Origin of the sequence: Natrinema pallidum (assembly GCF_005890195.1) — an archaeon.
Classification (GTDB): Archaea; Halobacteriota; Halobacteria; order Halobacteriales; family Natrialbaceae; genus Natrinema; species Natrinema pallidum.
This window is the reverse complement of record NZ_CP040637.1, coordinates 213,141-230,167: the sequence shown is the minus strand read 5'-3', so window position 1 is coordinate 230,167 and position 17,027 is coordinate 213,141. Positions and strand designations below refer to the sequence as shown.

15 protein-coding genes are annotated in these 17,027 nt (G+C 66.9%); 7 read left to right on the top strand and 8 right to left on the bottom strand.

Features of this window, described 5'->3' with window-relative positions; all coding sequences use genetic code 11:
• The first annotated feature begins 13 nt into the window (after positions 1–13).
• Positions 14–937: a class I SAM-dependent methyltransferase gene (locus FGF80_RS01075; protein WP_138651727.1), complete on the top strand. Its 924-nt coding sequence runs from the start codon at positions 14–16 to the stop codon at positions 935–937.
• Between the two features lie 65 nt (positions 938–1,002).
• Entirely contained in the window at positions 1,003–1,254 is a 252-nt protein-coding gene (locus FGF80_RS01070; RefSeq protein ID WP_006185154.1) for a hypothetical protein, read from the top strand.
• 23 nt (positions 1,255–1,277) lie between these two features.
• Here the strand turns inward: FGF80_RS01070 and FGF80_RS01065 are convergent, their stop codons facing one another.
• Positions 1,278–3,284 carry a MutS-related protein gene (locus FGF80_RS01065; protein WP_138651725.1) on the bottom strand — a complete coding sequence of 669 codons (2,007 nt, stop codon included), beginning with the start codon at positions 3,282–3,284 and terminating at the stop codon, positions 1,278–1,280.
• A gap of 321 nt (positions 3,285–3,605) precedes the next feature.
• On the opposite strand from FGF80_RS01065, the gene FGF80_RS01060 reads away from it, so the two are divergent.
• The gene (locus FGF80_RS01060; RefSeq protein WP_138651723.1) at positions 3,606–4,565 is read left to right on the top strand and encodes a DUF368 domain-containing protein; all 960 of its coding nucleotides are present in this window, start codon (positions 3,606–3,608) and stop codon (positions 4,563–4,565) included.
• Positions 4,566–4,602: 37 nt separating this feature from the next.
• On the opposite strand, the gene FGF80_RS01055 is transcribed toward FGF80_RS01060, so the two are convergent.
• Complete coding sequence (locus FGF80_RS01055; RefSeq protein ID WP_006185151.1) at positions 4,603–4,830, bottom strand: hypothetical protein; 228 nt, start codon at positions 4,828–4,830, stop codon at positions 4,603–4,605.
• Between the two features lie 81 nt (positions 4,831–4,911).
• Here FGF80_RS01055 and FGF80_RS01050 point away from each other — a divergent pair, with 81 nt between their 5' ends.
• Entirely contained in the window at positions 4,912–5,640 is a 729-nt protein-coding gene (locus FGF80_RS01050; RefSeq protein WP_138651721.1) for a YIP1 family protein, read from the top strand.
• 61 nt (positions 5,641–5,701) lie between these two features.
• On the opposite strand, the gene FGF80_RS01045 is transcribed toward FGF80_RS01050, so the two are convergent.
• Entirely contained in the window at positions 5,702–6,271 is a 570-nt protein-coding gene (locus tag FGF80_RS01045; protein ID WP_138651719.1) for a hypothetical protein, read from the bottom strand.
• Between the two features lie 476 nt (positions 6,272–6,747).
• Between FGF80_RS01045 and FGF80_RS01035 the strand changes: the two genes are divergently transcribed.
• Positions 6,748–7,104 carry a hypothetical protein gene (locus tag FGF80_RS01035; RefSeq protein ID WP_006185147.1) on the top strand — a complete coding sequence of 119 codons (357 nt, stop codon included), beginning with the start codon at positions 6,748–6,750 and terminating at the stop codon, positions 7,102–7,104.
• Positions 7,105–7,168: 64 nt separating this feature from the next.
• Here the strand turns inward: FGF80_RS01035 and FGF80_RS01030 are convergent, their stop codons facing one another.
• The 4 genes from FGF80_RS01030 to tatC form a co-directional block, all read right to left on the bottom strand.
• Entirely contained in the window at positions 7,169–7,453 is a 285-nt protein-coding gene (locus FGF80_RS01030; protein WP_006185146.1) for an amphi-Trp domain-containing protein, read from the bottom strand.
• An 84-nt stretch (positions 7,454–7,537) separates the two neighbouring features.
• Complete coding sequence (locus FGF80_RS01025) at positions 7,538–9,445, bottom strand: nitrite/sulfite reductase (RefSeq protein ID WP_138651715.1); 1,908 nt, start codon at positions 9,443–9,445, stop codon at positions 7,538–7,540.
• Positions 9,446–9,891: 446 nt separating this feature from the next.
• Positions 9,892–12,033, bottom strand: coding sequence for an assimilatory nitrate reductase NasA (gene nasA / locus FGF80_RS01020; protein WP_138651713.1), 2,142 nt, complete (start codon positions 12,031–12,033; stop codon positions 9,892–9,894).
• A gap of 322 nt (positions 12,034–12,355) precedes the next feature.
• Positions 12,356–13,324, bottom strand: coding sequence for a twin-arginine translocase subunit TatC (gene tatC, locus FGF80_RS01015; protein ID WP_006185143.1), 969 nt, complete (start codon positions 13,322–13,324; stop codon positions 12,356–12,358).
• A 141-nt stretch (positions 13,325–13,465) separates the two neighbouring features.
• On the opposite strand from tatC, the gene FGF80_RS01010 reads away from it, so the two are divergent.
• Positions 13,466–15,802 (top strand): twin-arginine translocase subunit TatC, encoded by a 2,337-nt coding sequence (locus FGF80_RS01010; RefSeq protein ID WP_138651711.1) that lies wholly within the window; start codon positions 13,466–13,468, stop codon positions 15,800–15,802.
• A gap of 184 nt (positions 15,803–15,986) precedes the next feature.
• Positions 15,987–16,163, top strand: a complete 177-nt coding sequence (locus FGF80_RS01005; RefSeq protein ID WP_006185141.1) for a hypothetical protein — start codon at positions 15,987–15,989, stop codon at positions 16,161–16,163.
• 62 nt (positions 16,164–16,225) lie between these two features.
• Here the strand turns inward: FGF80_RS01005 and FGF80_RS01000 are convergent, their stop codons facing one another.
• A complete protein-coding gene (locus FGF80_RS01000; RefSeq protein ID WP_138651709.1) occupies positions 16,226–17,002 on the bottom strand; it encodes a 23S rRNA (uridine(2552)-2'-O)-methyltransferase in 777 nt (258 codons plus the stop codon).
• Between the last annotated feature and the right edge of the window lie 25 nt (positions 17,003–17,027).

Genomic DNA, 17,027 nt, shown 5'->3' with positions numbered 1-17,027 from the left:
AGGAGGGAAAGACGTGACCGAGCCCGACCGCTACTCGTTTCGGCGCTACCTCGACGCCAAACGGACCGTCGACCGTCGCGCCCGGAATCGGCGTGTCGCGGCGGCGTTCCGCCGTTCGCTCGCGGCGATCGACGAGCCCGTCGAACTCTGCGAGATCGGTGCCGGGACGGGGACGATGATCGAAACGGTCCTCGAGTGGACGCCCGACACCGAGGTTCGGTATACGGCCATCGACGCCGACCCGACCCTCGTCGACGCCGCGACTGACCGCATCGCCGACCGCGCGGCGGATCGGAACCGCGAACCCGACCGCTCGGGCGAGCCGGTCCGCATCGACCGCGACGGAGCGGCGTTCGAAGTCGAGTTCCGCGTGGAAGACGCGCTCGCCCACCTCGCGGCTCACGCGGGGGCCTACGATGTCGTCGTCGCCCAGGCCTTCCTCGATCTGACGGCCGTACGGGCGGCGCTGGAAACGATCGCCGACGGGCTTTGCCCGGGCGGAATCGCCTACTTCCCGATCACGTTCGATGGCGTGACGTCGCTGTTACCCCCGGTCGACGCCGATCTCGAGGACCGCATCGAACGGCGGTTTCACCGCCGGATGGACACGACCGAGAAGGTCGGCGGCGAGACTGGTGACAGCACCGCCGGCCGCCACCTCCTCATGGCGGTCCCGGCGACCGGTGGCCGGATCGTCGCGGCCGGCGGCTCCGACTGGGTGGTCCGGCCGACCGAGGGCGGCTACGAGGGCGACGAAGCGTACTTCCTCCATCACATCGTCGACACCATCGAATCCGCGCTCGTGGCGGACGGAGCAATAGCCGCCGAGCGAGTCGGCGCGTGGGCGGCGGCCCGTCACGAACAGGTCGACGCGGAAGCCCTCGTCTACCTCGCCCACCAGCTAGACGTCCTCGCCAAGTGGCCGGAAACAGCGTAGCGGGCGATCCGCGCCAGCGGCGGCCCCGGCCCGGTTATACGGCGTTCGGCCTCGTAGCTCGAGCCATGCACTGGTCCCGGCGACGCGATCTCGAGGGCGGCAAGGAACTGGGTATCTGGCTCCTCGTCGACGACGGGACGGTCGAAGCGGAACTGTACGTCGAAAGCCACGAGTACCGCGGCGGCGGGTTCGACGTCTACACCGCCACTCCGGACGGGGAGTGGACGCACGAAGGCGAGTTCGAGGACGCCGAGGCCGCCTTCGAGCGGGCGCTCGACGTGATCGGCGAGAGCCCCCATCCGTCGGCGGCCCCGTAGTCGGCCGGGCCGAGACGCGACCGCTACTCGAACTTCTCCAGCAGGGCCCCGTAGAACGCGCTGTCGTGTTCGCCCGCCAGTTTCTCGACGATCAACTCCGGCGTCGACCGCGCGAGGTGGTCTTTGACCGGCGAGCGATTCACCTCGAGTTCCCCATCCACGAGTCCGACGGCTTCGATCCCGTCGACGGTCACGTCGAAGTCGGCCATCTCGCGGATCTCGTCGGCCAGATGTGAGACGAACACCGCCGTCGCCCCGTTTTCGGAGAGCGCTTCGAGGATGCCCGCGATGATCCTCGCCGACGCGCCGGGTTCGGTGATGCTCTCGAGTTCGTCGACCAGGACGAGCGAGCCCTCGCCGCCCTGTGCGAGATCGGCGAACGCCCGGACGGTCGACTCGAACGCTCCCGCATCCAGGGTCCCCTGGGTCTTCGCGTGGTAGTGCAGATCGTCGAACCGCCGCAGTCGGACGCGTTCGGCGGGGACGGGCAACCCCATATGTGCCAGTACGACCACGCTCGCGACCAGATCGAGCGTGGCGGTCTTGCCGCCGCTGTTGACCCCCGAGAGCAGGGCGACGCCCGACACCTCGTAGTCGACGGGATCGATTCGCTCGAGCGGTTCGTCGAGTACGGGCGAGCGACCGCCCTCGATCGCGAAGCCGACGCCCGCGGCGGTCTCGTCTTCGATAGCGGCCGGTTCGACGACCGTCGGCATCGTACACGCGAAGTCGTCGGCGAAGCGGGCGATCGCGAGTTCGACATCCAGTTCGAGGGCGTCACGGACGAGTCGGCGAGCCCCCTCGCGCCGGTCGGCGAGGTCCGCCGCGAGGTCGCGTTTGAGCCTGCCCGCGCGCCGTTCCTTGGCCGCCGTCAACTCCTCGCGCAGTCGGCCGATCACGTCCTCGTCGCGCTCGACCGGAAACGTCGGCTCGTCGCTGAACGCGCGGCGAGCGATCTCGCTTTCCCCCTGGTCGAGATCGAGCGCGTCGACGAGGTGGTCGCGGGCCGCCGCGACCGCGCGAGCGTACTCGTCGGCGAGTTCGCGGGACAGCAGCGAGTCGACGCCGGCCCCGCGCTCGACCAGCGACAGCAAGTCCGACCCCTCGATCGTCACGTCCTGCTCGCGGATCGCCCCCCGAAGCTGATCGTTGGCGACGCCCTCGGCCGCACTCGCCGCCGCGTCGAGGTCGTCGATCGCCGTCGTCAACCGGTCGAGTTCGTCGTCGCCCGCGACCGTCCCGTCTTCCGTCAGCCGCGAGAGACCGTCCTCGAGCGCTGCGAGATCGCAGGGTGCCTCGAGATCGGCGGCCCGGTGGACCGCGATGGCGGCCTGCAGTCGGTCGCGGTTGCGCGCGAAGAACGCGAGCGGCCGCTCGGGGACCACCTCGGCCGGGGTCTCGAGGGCATCGGGTCGGACCTGCACATCCCCATCGAGGGTGACGCCGGCGAAGGACTCGTCGAGGGCGATCACCGTCGAGTACCCACGCGCGAGTTCGGCCAACCCCTGCGCGTCCTCGACGACCTCGACGGAGAGTTCCGGAATCATCTCCCGGGCCTCGCTGTAGCGCTCGGCGTCGGTCGTCGCCAGACATCGCTCGCGAACCCGCACGTCGCCCGGCTCCCGAAGCGGCGCTACCCCCTCGAGCGCCGCGAGCACGTCGGGGTCGGGATCGCGCTCGAGGGCTTCGCGGGCGAACGCCTGCACTTCCGCGATGCGTGACCGGCAGGGACTCGGATAGATGGTCGCGAGTCGCTGGGCGGCGTAGTCGGTGACCGTCCGCGCCTCGAGCAGCGAGCGAACCGTCCGGTAGACCTCGCGGGCGCGGTCGGTCGCGAGGAAGCCGCCGGGATCGTCGTGCTCGAGTCGGATCGCGCCGCGGGCGATCCGGGCGGCCCGGCCCTGGGAAATCCCCGGCGCGGTCGCGATCGTCGCCACGTCGCCCGTCCGCAGCGCGCGCTCGGGATCGTCGAGTTCGGACAGCGCTCGGGCCGTCTTCTCGCCGACGCCCGGAATCGACTCGAGGTCCATGGTCTCGAGGTGCGTATCAAACCGAAGCGAGAAAAACCTCCCGCCCCGGCGGTTCGTGACCGAAGTGATAGCTCGGCACATGCTTCCCGGAGGCGACCGCCACAGCGGCCGGCGCTGTCGGCGATCGCCGAGACGACCCGCCTGGAACGGGAGCATGGTCGGCGAGCAACGCGCGCTGACGGCGTTGTCGCACTTTTATACGCCCCCACGTCGCCCATTCGAGCATGCAGCCGAAACGACAGCCCCGTCCGGTGGGTGCGACCCGGCGGCGTCGAGTGCGACCCGTCCGCGACTCGAGGCAGCTATGCCAGGAGCGAACGCATGGAGTATGAGCGATCCGACATCGCGGTCGATCGCCTCGAACTACTGCGAACCTACGGCTACGGGCTCTGTATGGGTGCCGCGGACGCCCTCCCGGGCGTTTCTGGCGGGACCGTCGCGCTCCTGCTTGGCTTCTACGGCCGACTGATCGCCGCGGTCACCGCGCTCACGCCCCGCCGAGCGATCGCCGTGCTCCGTGGCTACCGGCGCGAGAACCGGCCACGAGCACGGAAAGCGCTCCTCGAAATGGACCTGCAGTTTCTGCTCCCGCTGGGCGTCGGCGTGATCACCTCGGTCGTCCTCATCGCCGAACTCGTCTCGTCGCTCGCGGAATCGAACCCGATCGCGATGTTCGGCTTCTTCACCGGGTTGATCGCCGCCTCGGCGATCACGCTCGGCCGGAGCCTCGCGTTCGACTCGCCGACCCGTATCGGTGCCGCGATCGTGGGGACGACGCTCGCATTGTTGGTCGCCGCCGATGTCGTCCACCTCCCCGGCAGCGGACCCGTCGTCATCGTCATCGCCGGCGCGATCGCGGTCAGCGCGATGATCCTGCCCGGCGTGTCCGGCTCGCTGCTCTTGATCCTGTTTGGCCAGTACGTCTTCCTCTCGAGCGAGTTGAGCGCGTTCGTCCACGCGATCAGCGACCTACTCAGTGGCGGCTCGGTCGCGGCCGTGATCGATCCGGGAACGACCGTCGCCCTGTTCGTCGTCGGCGGTGCCGTCGGCCTCGTTACGATCGCCCGCGTCGTCCGCACCGCGCTGGCCCGCAACCGCGGGCTGACCCTCGTCTTTCTGGTGAGTCTCATCGCCGGCTCGGTCCCCGCTCCCCTGCACAACATCGGGGACATGCACGCCTGGACCACGGAGACGATCGCGCTGACGGCCGCGTGGGCCGCACTCGGCGCGATCGCCCTGTTCGCCCTCGAGCACCTGGTCGGCGGGTTCGAGCCGGAATAAGCGGATCGCGTCCCGGACTTGCCAGCGAGTTCCGGGCTTAGTCGCCGAACGCGACCGATTCGAAGCGTTCGTTCGCGAGGTCGTCGATCAGTGCCTCGATAGCCGCTCGCTTGTCGTCATCGAGGTCCGCGACCACGCCGACGCCGTGGCCGCCGCTTTTCGCCGTCCGCAGGGCGTTCTTGTTGCGTTTGCCGTCCGGATCGACACGGGGAGTTGCAGGTCCGTGAAGTGCTCCGGCGGGGATCGACGCGGCCCCTGCAGTCACAACGCGATCGGTCCGGGCCGCCGTCGGCTCCCCGTCGACCGACCAGTAGCATTATTGATGCGATGTTAGTAGCTGGGATCGATGGTTCGATCCGCCCTGCAATCGTTCCCCCTGTTCCTCCGCGATCCGGCTGCGTTCTTCGACGAGCACGACCCCGCGACGACGCTCCCGATCGCCCTGATTCTCGTGGTCGGTCTGGCCGTCGCCCTCGGGCTCTCGACCGTCGCGGTGGGGTCGATGCTCGCCGGGTCGATGGACGCGACGGTAACGATGGACAACCCCGACCGGCCCCCAGAGTGGGCCTGCGAACAACACGGGTCCGGCCTGCCGGTCGACAATTGCGACGAACCCGCCACGATCGACCGCGACGCCGGGATGCTCGTCTCCGAGGCGGTAACTGACTACCTCGGATTCGCGGTGATCGTACCGTTCGTCCTCTGGGCACTCGGGAGCGTCGTCCTGTTCGGTGCCGCGCGACTCGCGGGCGGCGCGCCGTCCGTCCGCGGGACGGTCGCGCTGGCCGGCTGGGCCGCCCTCCCGGAGTTCCTCCAGCTGGGCGTCGGACTCCTCGCGTTACGCCTCGCCCTCGCGGACGTGACCATCACCGATCCCCAGCGGGGCGTGGCGGTCCTCGAGTCGGCGCTCGCTCCGATCGAGCCGTTCGTGGCGGCCGCGACCGTCCTTACCGTGCTCTGGCAGTGGTGTCTCCTCACCGGCGGGCTCGAACGAGCGGCGGCCCTCTCTCGCGCGGCCGCGGCGACGGCCGTCGGCGTGCCGCTTGGTATCTGGCTCCTGTTGGCACTCGTCTGAAGCGTCGCGGTGACACCCACCGTGAAGCCGTCCTCGACGACGAGCCGAGCGAGGCGGACGGTTAGTTGCCGTCGTCGTACTCGTACTCCCGGTCGGGGTTCTCGACACCCTCGGTGCGGGACCCGACCCAGGCACCGAGCGAGAGCCCGTATACGAGGTGGCCGGCGTGAAACAACGCGAGTTCGTCGGCCTCGAGACGGATATCGAGCAGTGCGTGCAGCATGACCTGTACGCCGAACGCGGACAGGACCATCCCGTAGATCGAGCCCCAGACGAGCCCGCGCCCTTCGGGTTCGATGGACCGGCCGGCGGTATACAGGGAGAACAGTCCGCCGAAGAGCGCGCCCGAGCCGACGCCGTAGAGCAGATGGAGGACGAGACCGGCGACCGGGTGGTCGTCCGGCTCGCCATCGGCGATGTACTGCGACCAGAAGTTCGCCGACGGCGGCAGCGATCGGAGAAGCGGGAGTCGGAACGCAGTCATCATCAGCGTCGCAACGAACCCGCCCTGGATCCCGCGGGCAACCGCGTCGGCGAGGTGTACCTCGCGGGAGTCGTCGTCGACATCGCTGGTGTGTCCCTCCGTACCGGTGATCGAACGCAGTCGCCCCAATCGATCTGAGACAGCCATAGTAGTCCGGATGGCACTTCTACCACGGACGCCGTCTTAACCGTCCGGCACGCTGTTTACTGGTGGCCCCGTCATGGCCGTGAACGGACCGCCGGAGGCGGGTGGGGCTGGGACGATCGGAACAGCCGTCGACGGCTCGAGCGACCGCGGACAGCGCCACGGGTAGACAGCCGGAGGTCGGGACCGTGCCGACGACAACGCGCTTTTGCCCGTCGGGTTCGACCCGAGTCCGTGACGGCGGTCGAGGCGAAACTCGAGGGCGCTCCCGAAGATGGCGGAACCGTCGGCGGAACGGACTGTCGGAGCGCGTGTGGATTCGCCGATCGGTCGGATTATAGCCGCGAATAGAAACGGGCAGCCAAAATATAACCGTGTTTCGCACGGAGAACCCACCATTGGTAGAGTGTGTGGACCTTCGTTCGATAATATTGCTCGTTGCGATACGAACGTATCGATAGGGTCGGTATCAGTGATCGATGGAAACCGACGTGCCGCCCGAGTGGACGACCGAAACGTGCCGGACGTACACGCCGGCCGACACGGATCGGGAACTGCAGTATCGGACATATCTCCACGAGTCAGGGGATCTGCGGCTGAAGGTCGCGCCCGCCTCGCTCGACGGCGAGGATCATCCCGGCTACGCGCTGACGGCGACGAGCTATCCGGGGCTCGATCTCTCCGAGACGGTCCGGGTTAGAACCGTCCTGATGTTCGACCGGTGTACCCGGATCGCCGGCCATTTCATGGACCTGTTCTCGGCCAGCTACGACGGCCCCGGCTCGCTCGAGGACGCGCTTGACTACGCCTACGAGCGGACCCGCAAGCATCGGTGACCGCCGGCTCGAGCGCGGTCGCAAGTTTCCGTGCCCCAACCTCGGAACACGACTCGAAGACGCCTCACTCGATTTCGAGCGCGTCGCCGCCGTCGTCCGTCCCGTCGGTTTCGTCCCACTCGAGTTCGAACTCGACGCTCAACTCGCCCGGGCCGTCGGCCGGCCCCTCCCGTTCGGCTTTGACCTCGAAGGTGGGCCGGGCGGGCGGCTCGAGCGTCACGGAGTCGGTCCCCGCTGTGAGCGTGATCGACTCGCCGTCCTCCAAGTTGTCCGCGACGCGACGGAGCAGCGACGCGATTTCGGCTCGGCTCCGATCGGTTTCCGATTTGAAGAGTACGTCTTCGGGCATCGGAGACAGTACGATCCGGGAACAGATAAAGACACGCTCGAGGACACGGGCTGAGTTTCGTGGAAGCGCGGAGCCGTCGGCGTCTCAGTCGTCCGATGGGGCCGCGGAGTCGTCGGCCGCTGGGGCCGCGGCGGAGTCACCCTCGGCGAAGGGGTACCACGACTGCTTGGCGTCGGCCATGTAGGGCGCTTCGAAGTCCGTCTCCTCGGGCACACAGAACTCGACGAGTTGCTCCTCGGCGGTGGCATCGACCCACTCGCGGAACGACTGGCCCCGGACGGCTTCTGCTCGCGGGCCCTGCCCGCTCGCACGGCTCGAGGCGCTTCGCGCCTCGCTGTCGCCGTCCTCCCGAGACTCCTCCGGAGTCTCGCACGCCCGGTGGGCCGCGTAGGCCTCGAGCAGGTTCCGGATCGCACCGGGCGCTTCATCGGCCGGCACGCGCTGTTGCACCCAGTCGATGAAGGAGGGGTTCTCGCCGACGCCGCCGCCGACGCCGATGTCGAAGGCCTCGACCATCTCGCCGTCCTTGCGGGCGCGCATCCCCTGTAGGCCGATATCGGCGGTCATCGCCTGCCCGCAGTCCGCGGTACAGCCGGAGTAGTGCATCTTGATCGTGCCGACGTCGTCGGGCAACTCGACGTTCTCGTTGAACCAGCGCAGCATGCGGGCCATCCGCGCTTTCGTCTCGGTCAGTGCGATCGAGCAGAATTCCGTTCCCGTACAGGCCATCGCGCCGCGCTCGAAGGGGCTCGGTTCGGCGGGGTACGTCTCGAGCAGCGGTTCCGCGAGTAGGGCCTCGAGATCGTCGGCCGCGACATCGACGATGACGGGGTTCTGACGCCGGGTGAGCCGGACCTCGCCGGAGCCGTACTCGTCGGCGAGATCGGCCAGTTCGATGGCGTCTTCGGCCGGGAGCCGGCCGACGGGTACGCTCAGGCCGACGTAGTTTCCCCCGTCTTTCTGGTCGCCGACGCCGACGTGGTCGTGCTGGCCCGCCTCGACCGGTTTCCCGGCGTTGTAGGTGTACTCCTCGCGGACATCCTCGCCCGCGGTGTGCATCTCGAAGTCGACGTACTCCGCCTGGAGCGTCTCGCGGATCTTTGCCATCCCCCAGTCCTCGGCGAAGAACCGCGCCCGGTTCTTCGAGCGGTTCTGGCGGTCGCCGTAGTCGTGATACAACTCGACGAAGCCACGGCCGACCTCGTAGGCGTTCTCCGGGCGGACGAAGACGTCGAGCGGCGTCGCGGCGCGGGGCTGGCGACCCCCGAGCCCGCCGCCGATCCGGACGTTGAACCCGCGGACCTCCTCGCCACCGTCGGACGAGTCCGACGAGCCTCCGGCTTCGCCGGAGACCCCGATCTCCTTGGTCGCCGGCTCGAACCCGATGTCGTTGAGCGAGTCCTGTGCGCAGCCGACCGTACAGCCCGACACGCTGATGTTGAACTTCCGGGGCATGTTCGCCAGCGCGTCGTCCGTGCGAAGTTCCTCCTCGAAGCGCTCGAGCAGCGGGCCGGCCTCGACGAACTCCTCGGCCTTGCCATGGAGCGGACAGCCCGAGATGTTGCGCATCGTGTCCCCGCCCGCCGAGCGGGAGTGGACGCCGACCGACTCGAGTTCCTCCCAGATTTCGGGGACGTCCGCGAGTTCGAGCCAGTGGAGTTGTACCGACTGGCGCGTCGTCAGGTCGATCCAGCCGTTACCGAACTCGGGGTTCGCGACGGGGCCGTTGGCGTACTCGCGGGCGACCTCGCCGATCGCCCGGAGCTGGCCGGGCTCCAGAACGCCGCTGGCGTTAGTCAGCCGCATCATGAAATACGACTCCTGCCCGTCGCGCTGGTGGAACAGCCCCCAGAACTTGAATCGGGTGAACCACGTCTCGCGTTCGTCCTCTGGGATCGCCTCGTAGCCGCCGTTCGCCGCGAACTCGAGGATGTGCTCGCGAACGTCGTCGCCGTAACAGCCCTCCTTGAGCGCTTCTTTGTTATGCGCCATCGGGACCCACCTCGACGACCGTACGATCGGGGTTGAAACGCCGGATTTGGATTCCAAACATGCCGTAATACACGTTTCAATCCCATGTTCCTAAACTATATAACCATAATCGTTTACATATATTTGTTTTTGTGCCGGGTTCAGGGGCGGACGTGTCATCTCCAATGGAATATGGTCTGTATAAGGACGTACATCGCGAGTCGAACGGGCTCGGAATTGGGTATTTCAAGCGCTGCCGGCGTGGTTCGTCCGCCCGTGTGGCAGGTCGGTGCAGTGTTCCGGTCGGAGTTGGCGGCCGCGCGCGAGGGACGCGTCCACCAGCGGGTTCGAACCGACAGGCGGGCAAACCGGAACCCGGCACGCAAAACAGCGGCGGAGTCGATCGTCGGACAAGCCTGAACTCAAAGGTCTGACGCTGATTCGGGGGTCGATCACGTCATCGGCGTTCAGGCGCTCGCTTCCGCGACCGCCCTGACGTCCCGTTCCCGCGGCGGCTCGAGGCGCACTGCACACTGCTTGAAATTGGGTTCGTTCGAGCGCGGGTCGACATCGGACAGCGTGAGATCGTTCACCTCGGGGTGGTGGATCGGCAGCCAGACGACCCCGTCAGGAATCGCCTCGTCGGCCTCGAGTCTGGCGGTGACCGACGCCCGCCGAGAGACGACGCGAGCGTACCGGTCGGTGTCGCCGGTCTCGCGGTCAGTTCTGGCCTCGAGTTCAGCCGCGACTGCTGCTGCCGTCGCCGGGCTGATCCGCGCCGTCGGCGGTCCGTCCTCGCGGGTCCGAACGCCGGTGTTGTACGCGTCCGGGCGGCGGGCGGTCGTCAGCGTGAACGGGTACGTCTCGTCCGTCGGTTCTGGAAGCGGGCGGGCCTCACCGGTCGAGAATCGCGCATGGCCCGACTGCGTGTCGAACGACCAGCTTGGATCGACCGATTCCGATGCGACATCGTCCGGTGCGTTCCCGTCGGCCTCGTAGTACCGGTAGCCGCCCGACGCGTCGGCATCCGGTGTCGGCCAGCGGACCGCCGTCTCGGCCTCGAGACGGTCGTAACTGATCCCCGAACAATCGGCCGGGGTGCCCGCGGTCAGCGCGGTGAACTCGTCGAAAACCGTTTCGGGGTCCGGCCGGCCGTCGGACAGCCCGGGAACGAGGCGATCGGCGAGTTGGCCGATCAGCGTGAGATCCGACCGCACCCCGCTGGGTGTCTCCGTCGCGGCTCGCACCCGGGAGACGGTCCGTTCCATGTTGATCGTCGTCCCCTCGGACTCTCCCCACGTCGCCGCGGGCAGGACGACATCGGCGTAGTCGACCGTCTCGCTGTGGAACGCGTCCTGAACGACGAGGAACGCGTCAGCGAACGTCTCGCGGACGCGCGCGGCATCGGGCATGCCCGCGACGGGATTGGTCGCAACCGCGTAGACGGCCGCGACGTCGTCGCCGATCGCGTCGACGATGCCGACCGGCCCCGGGCCCGGCTCGTCCGGCAACCGCGAGACCGGCACGTCCCACGCCTCGGCGACCTCCCGGCGGTGGTCCCCCTCCGTAAACGGCCGGTGGCCCGGCCAGGTTCCCTTCGAAGCGCAGACGCGGGTCCCCATCGAGTTGGCCTGTCCGGTCAGCGAAAACGGTCCCGAACCCGGCCGGAGGTTGCCGGTCGCGAGGCACAGATCGATCAGCGCGCCCGCGGCCGCGGTCCCGTTGACGCTCTGGTTGATTCCCATCCCCCAGTAGAGCAGTGTCGGCTCCTCGAGCGCCGCCGCGAGGCGGTCGACGTCGTCCATCGAGACGCCCGCCATCTCGGCGGCGACGGCCGCGTCGAGGAGGTCCGCGCGGAGTCCGTCGAAGCCGACCGTCGCCTCGGCGACGAAGTCCTCGGCGACGCCGTCCGTCTCGATCACGCGAGCGAGGACGGCGCGGGCGAGCGCGAGGTCACCACCGGGCTCGAGGGGGACGTGGTGGTCGGCGGCCGCGGCGGTCTCGCTGTGGACGGGATCGACCACGATCAGTTCGGAGTCGTCCCGCTGGGCCGATTGACGGATCCAGCGGAACATGACCGGATGAGCGGCCGCGGGGTTCGCACCCCAGACGACGTGGCGCTGGGCCTCGGGGATGTCGTCGTAGGTCGGCGGCGGCGCGTCGCTCCCGAACGCATCGTAGTACGCTGTGACGGCCGACGCCATACACAGCGTCGTATTGGCGTCGTAGTACCGCGTACCGAAGCCGCCGCGGGCGAGCTTGCCCAGGGCGTAGGCGGCTTCGTTCGTCTGCTGCCCGCTGCCCAGCACGGCGACGCTGTCGCCGCCGTCGGCGAGCGCGGTGCCGAGCCCGTCGGCCGCATGCTGAAGCGCCGCTTCCCAGGTCGTCGGCACGAGTCCGCCATCCTCGCGAACGAGCGGCCGGGTCAGCCACTCGCCATCCGGGCTGGCCGTTTCGCTGACGCCGCGCTGACACGCAAGCCCCTGATTGACCGGGTGTCCGGGATCGCCGCGGACGCTCTCGAGCCCGTACCCCCGGTCGGGGACCTGCTGGACGTGCCCGCAGCCGACCGCACACCGCATGCACGTCGTCGGCACGAGATCGGTCACGGCGGCCACCCCGCCGTATCGGATCGAACGAGGATGCGTGAGTTACAACCACACCCGAATGAGGGAAGACGGCTGACTATCATTCACTGATACACGGGATAGGAGAACGGACACAACTACTAAACCATAATCGTTTACGGATAACGAATTTTGCAGTCCGAGGGCGGTGGAGTCCGCGATATGCGAACGGATAGGGTGAATATAAGGCCATTATACGACGTGGACGGCCCGATCGGCGACCGAACGGTCACCACATCGCTGCCGGTGTGGCTGCTCGGTACGGGGACGCACATCGGCAAAACGGGACGGGACTGGCGCGCGATTACTCCTGTCCGACCCACTTGAGGATCAGCAACGTTCCTTCGAACAGCAGGATCATCGTGACGGCGACGAGGATGGGAGCCATCATCGTCGGATCGATCGTGAACATAAACGAGAGGCCGGCGAAGGCCGCCCAGAAGTATAGTCGCTTCTGGGCCAGCCAGCGACGGGTCGTCACGCCCATCATGATCGCCAGCATGATGAACAGCGGGATCTGGAAGACGATGGCGAGAAAGCCGGTCAACGTGATGATCAGATTGAACGTATCACCGAGCGCGTACGCGATCTCCGCGCTCCCCTCCGCGTAGTACGTGAAGTACTCGAAGAGCAGCGGCAACACCAGCACGTACGAGAACACCATCCCGCCCGCCGCCAACACGACGCTCGTCGGCACGGCCGCGAGATAGTACTTGCGCTCGTTGGGGTACAGTCCCGGCCGCATGAACAGGTAACACTCGTAGACGAACGCCGGCAACGCGATCATGATCCCCAACAGCGAGGAGATCTTGATCCGCGTCAACCACAACTCGAGCGGGTTGTAGAGGTGTGGCGGCGGGGCGTCACCACCCTGTGGAAAGACGGTGAACCAGACGAATTCGATGGCATCGGAGGCCCACAGCAGGCCGATCGCCGTCCCGCCGGCACCGAACAGGAGGACGACCGCCAGTCGGAGAACCATCTCCTCGATGTGGTCCGCTAGCGGCATCTCCTCGTCGTCCGGCGGCGTCGAGATTCCGCCGATATCGTCGTCGCGCTCGGGATAGGTCGGCTCGGGGTTGTGCCGATCGCTGACGACGCCTTCGCCGTCGGTCTCGAGACTGGGGCCGTCCGCGTCGTCGATCTTAGTCAGCCCGTCTCCGGAATCGGTGGGGTCGGAATCGGAGCCGGACGCGACTGACCGTCGCTCGTCAGGGTCATCACCCGGCTCTCGGGGGCCCTCGGCATCGCGATCGTCCGGTTCGTCCGACATCTACAGGATATTGATAGGCCGCTGGTTATAGGCCTTTTTCTTACGGACCCCCATCGAAAAGCGAGAAGGTCGTTCGAGCGGCCCTCGAACCGGGTACCCACTCGAAAGGTTGATAACTGGATGTCAGTTACCGTGTATCCAATGAGTTCTGCCGTCGACGAAGACACTGCCAAGGCCCTCAACAACGGCCGGGAGACGATCGGCGCACTACTCTCGGGTGCCCAACAGCACCTTCAGAAGGTGTTTATCGTCTTTCTTGTTGGCTTCGTCGGCTCCTTCTACGCGCTGCGCGTGGTCGTCTGGGACTTCCTCAAGGCGACCGCGACGGCCAAGATGGGCCAGACTGTCGCCGGCTCGACCGACGTCATCACCCGGACGCCGTTCGAAGTGATCCTGCTCCAGGCGAAGATCGGTATGGTGACAGGGGTCATCGTCGCGATTCCGGCCTTACTCTTTTTCTCTCGGAAAGCGCTCCGCCGCCGTGGCTACACCAGCGCCATCCCGATTTCGAAGGGTTACATCGCCGGCTTCATCCTGATGGCGCTGTCGTTGTTCATCGCGGGCGTCGTCTACGCCTACAATATCTTCTTCCCGTACGCCTTCGGGTTCCTCGCGAAAAACGCCGTCAGCGCTGGCATCAAACCCAGCTACGGCATTACCGAGTTCACCGAGTTCATGGCGCTGCTGACGCTGTCGTTCGGCCTCGCCGCCCAGCTGCCGCTGTTGATGGGCGTGTTGTCCTACACCGAGATCGTTCCCTACGAGACCTTCCGCGACAAGTGGCGACACGCCGTCGTCGGAATCGTCGTCTTCGGGGCTCTATTCTCGCCGCCGGACCCGTTTACGCAGGTCATGTGGGCGATGCCGATGGTCGTCCTCTACGTGTTCAGCCTCGGGCTGGCCAAGGTAGTCACCAACGTCCGCCGGCGCGGCGCGGCGAAATCCCCCGGCACGGGGACGGCCCACGTGAAGCGCCGTCTCCTCCAGTTCGGCGGCGTCCTCGCCGTCGTCGCTCTCGGGACCACCGCCGCGGTCAGCCAAGGCGGCTTCGGCTACCTCCGCGAGTCGGTCTACCCCACGTTCCCGTCGTGGCTGCGACCCAGCGGGACGACCGGCCTCGAGACGATGGTGATCGAACACGGTCTCCTCGGCGAGATCGGGGTCGGCCTGGTCGTCGCCGCCGGCGTCGGTTTCGTCGTCCTGCTCGGCTACACGATTCACGTGCTCCAACAGCCCGTTTACCCGCGACAGGACGACATTCGACGGGCCAACTCCCACGAAGACGTCGACTTCGAGACGCTCGCGGTCGAGGACATCGAGGACGTGTCGACGCAGGTCTTCCGGACGATGAGCGAGGATCAGGCCCTCGAATACTCCCGGCAGGCCATGTACGACGACGACCGGGCGAAAGCCGAGGCGATCCTCGATCGGTTCGACACGATCGAGGAGATGGACGACGAGTCGGCGGCAGCAGCGGGAGGCGCGGCCGCGACGGGAGCGGCGGGGAACCAGGAGGACGAGGGTGGCTTCGTCGCGAGCACCGCCGCCGGCATGCTCGATCCGTTCACCGAGGACGAGACGACCGAGGACGACATCGGCGGCTACGCCTACGACATCGCCTTCATCTTCAACAGCCTCACCTCGAAGGTGTTCCGCATCGTCGGGCTCTTCATGGTCGTCATGGGAGGGACCTTCTTCTGGCTGTACTCGGGCGGCATCAAGGAGATATTCAAACTCTTCCTCGCTCAAGTACCTCGAGACGTGCTCAATGAAGTCGCTGGCGAAGACTTTGATCCGACCGCGATCCCCGATGGCGAGTACCTGCAGAGCCTCATCGAGCAGTTAGATATCGTCGTCGCCTTGCATCCGGTCGAGGTGCTCATTTTCGAGGCGAAGGTGAGCGCCCTCGCTGGCCTCGTCGCCGCGTTGCCCGTGATCCTGTTTTATGCCTGGGAGCCAGCCAAGGAGCGCGGCCTGGTCTACGGCGACCGTCGCACGTTCATCATCTGGGGCGGCGGTCTGCTGGCCGGCTTCGCCGTCGGGACCTACCTCGGATTCTTCTGGGTCGCACCGTCGATCATTTCGTATCTCGTTTCGGATGGGCTCCGTAACCAGATGGTCATCTCCTACCGGATCAAGAGCTTCTTCTGGCTCGTGCTCTTCACCACCGTCGGCATCGGCTTCCTGTTGAACATCATCGTCACGATGGCCCTGTTCCACGTCGGCGGCATCGTCAGCTACCGCTCGATGCTCGAGCGCTGGCGGCCGGTTGTGGTCGGCATCTTCGTCGTCGCCGCCTTCTTCAGCCCGAAGGGAATCCTCATGATGTTGCTGTTCGCCATTCCGATCTCGCTCACCTACCTGCTCGGGCTCGCCATCCTCTACGTGTTGACCGCCGGCGGACGGCTGTTCGGCGGCGGTGGCGGATCGGCAGCCGAGCCCGATGCCGAGGACACCGGCGTCGCTGCCACGGAGTAACGGCTCCCACGCCTTCTGTGACGGTCGGCTCGAGATACGTGCCAGTTGGGAGTCCCGTTCGGTGTGATGTGGAGCCCAGGCGGCCGCCGGTGCAGTGAGCGGTCGCCCGACGGCGAAGCCGGCTGCCGAACCCGTGCGAGTGACTACTGTTAAGTCGGCGACTTGCGAACGCCCAGCCAGACTGATGCCCAAGATCAGCGTCGAAATCCCACAGGAACTCCTCGACGATCTGGACGATCACGTCGGCGACGACGGCAAGTTCGTCAACCGCAGCGACGCGATTCGATCCTCGATCAGGAAGAATCTGGATATCCTAGACGAGATCGACAAACGACACGACCGCCTTGGGGAGCAAGAATAGCGGTCGTCAGCGGCCGAAACGGGAGCACGCGGCACGAGCGGGACGACCGGCGGGGCACGGCTTCAATCCTGATCGAGTCGCTGGGCGAACCCGAAGTTCGGCTTGACGTCTTCGACGCGCACCTCGACCGTCTCCCCTTCGTCGGCCCCGGACACGAACAGCCGGTAGCCGTCGACGGACGCGATGCCGTCGCCCTCGTCCCCGACGCTTTCGATCTCGACCTCGAGTTCGTCGCCCGACCGTACCGGGGCAGTGAGCCGGCCCTTCCCGATGAAGTAGATTTCGGAGGACTCGTCGCGGCTGGCTTTCGGCGAGGTCGCGCGAACGTACTGGAACTCCGCTTCGACATCGGCCCGGAAGTCGTCGACGTCCGGCCCTTCGAAGACCTTCACGACGAAGTCGCCGCCGCTGTCGAGGAGTTCGAGGGCGGTCTGGAAGGCCTGCCGCGCGAGGTGCAGCGAACGGGCCTGGTCCAGCGAGTACTCGCCGGACATGTTAGGTGCCATGTCCGACACGACTACGTCGACGGGTCCGCCGGCGGCGTCGACGACCCGCTTGCGGGTCTTGTCCTCGGTCATGTCCCCGCGGAGCGTCTCGACGGTGTCGTGGTCAGCGAAGTCGTCGATCCGCTGGAAGTCGACGCCGATGACGTTCCCCTCGGGGCCGACTTCCTCGGCGGCCACCTCGAGCCACCCGCCGGGTGCGGCCCCGAGGTCGACAACGGTGTCGCCGCGGTCGATGACGTTCTCGAGGGCGTCGAGCTGTTTGAGCTTGTAGGCTGCCCGTGACCGGTAACCTTCCTGTTTCGCCTTGTTGTAGTAGCGATCTTTTCCTGCCATCATTACCACCCAAAATTCGTTGACA

Coding starts and splice junctions, on each gene's coding strand:
- FGF80_RS01070 (WP_006185154.1), top strand. CDS start 1,003: ATGCACTGGTCCCGGCGACGCGATCTCGAGGGCGGCAAGGAACTGGGT.
- FGF80_RS01065 (WP_138651725.1), bottom strand. CDS start 3,284: ATGGACCTCGAGTCGATTCCGGGCGTCGGCGAGAAGACGGCCCGAGCG.
- FGF80_RS01060 (WP_138651723.1), top strand. CDS start 3,606: ATGGAGTATGAGCGATCCGACATCGCGGTCGATCGCCTCGAACTACTG.
- FGF80_RS01050 (WP_138651721.1), top strand. CDS start 4,912: ATGGTTCGATCCGCCCTGCAATCGTTCCCCCTGTTCCTCCGCGATCCG.
- FGF80_RS01045 (WP_138651719.1), bottom strand. CDS start 6,271: ATGGCTGTCTCAGATCGATTGGGGCGACTGCGTTCGATCACCGGTACG.
- FGF80_RS01035 (WP_006185147.1), top strand. CDS start 6,748: ATGGAAACCGACGTGCCGCCCGAGTGGACGACCGAAACGTGCCGGACG.
- FGF80_RS01030 (WP_006185146.1), bottom strand. CDS start 7,453: ATGCCCGAAGACGTACTCTTCAAATCGGAAACCGATCGGAGCCGAGCC.
- FGF80_RS01025 (WP_138651715.1), bottom strand. CDS start 9,445: ATGGCGCATAACAAAGAAGCGCTCAAGGAGGGCTGTTACGGCGACGAC.
- tatC (WP_006185143.1), bottom strand. CDS start 13,324: ATGTCGGACGAACCGGACGATCGCGATGCCGAGGGCCCCCGAGAGCCG.
- FGF80_RS01010 (WP_138651711.1), top strand. CDS start 13,466: ATGAGTTCTGCCGTCGACGAAGACACTGCCAAGGCCCTCAACAACGGC.
- FGF80_RS01005 (WP_006185141.1), top strand. CDS start 15,987: ATGCCCAAGATCAGCGTCGAAATCCCACAGGAACTCCTCGACGATCTG.
- FGF80_RS01000 (WP_138651709.1), bottom strand. CDS start 17,002: ATGGCAGGAAAAGATCGCTACTACAACAAGGCGAAACAGGAAGGTTAC.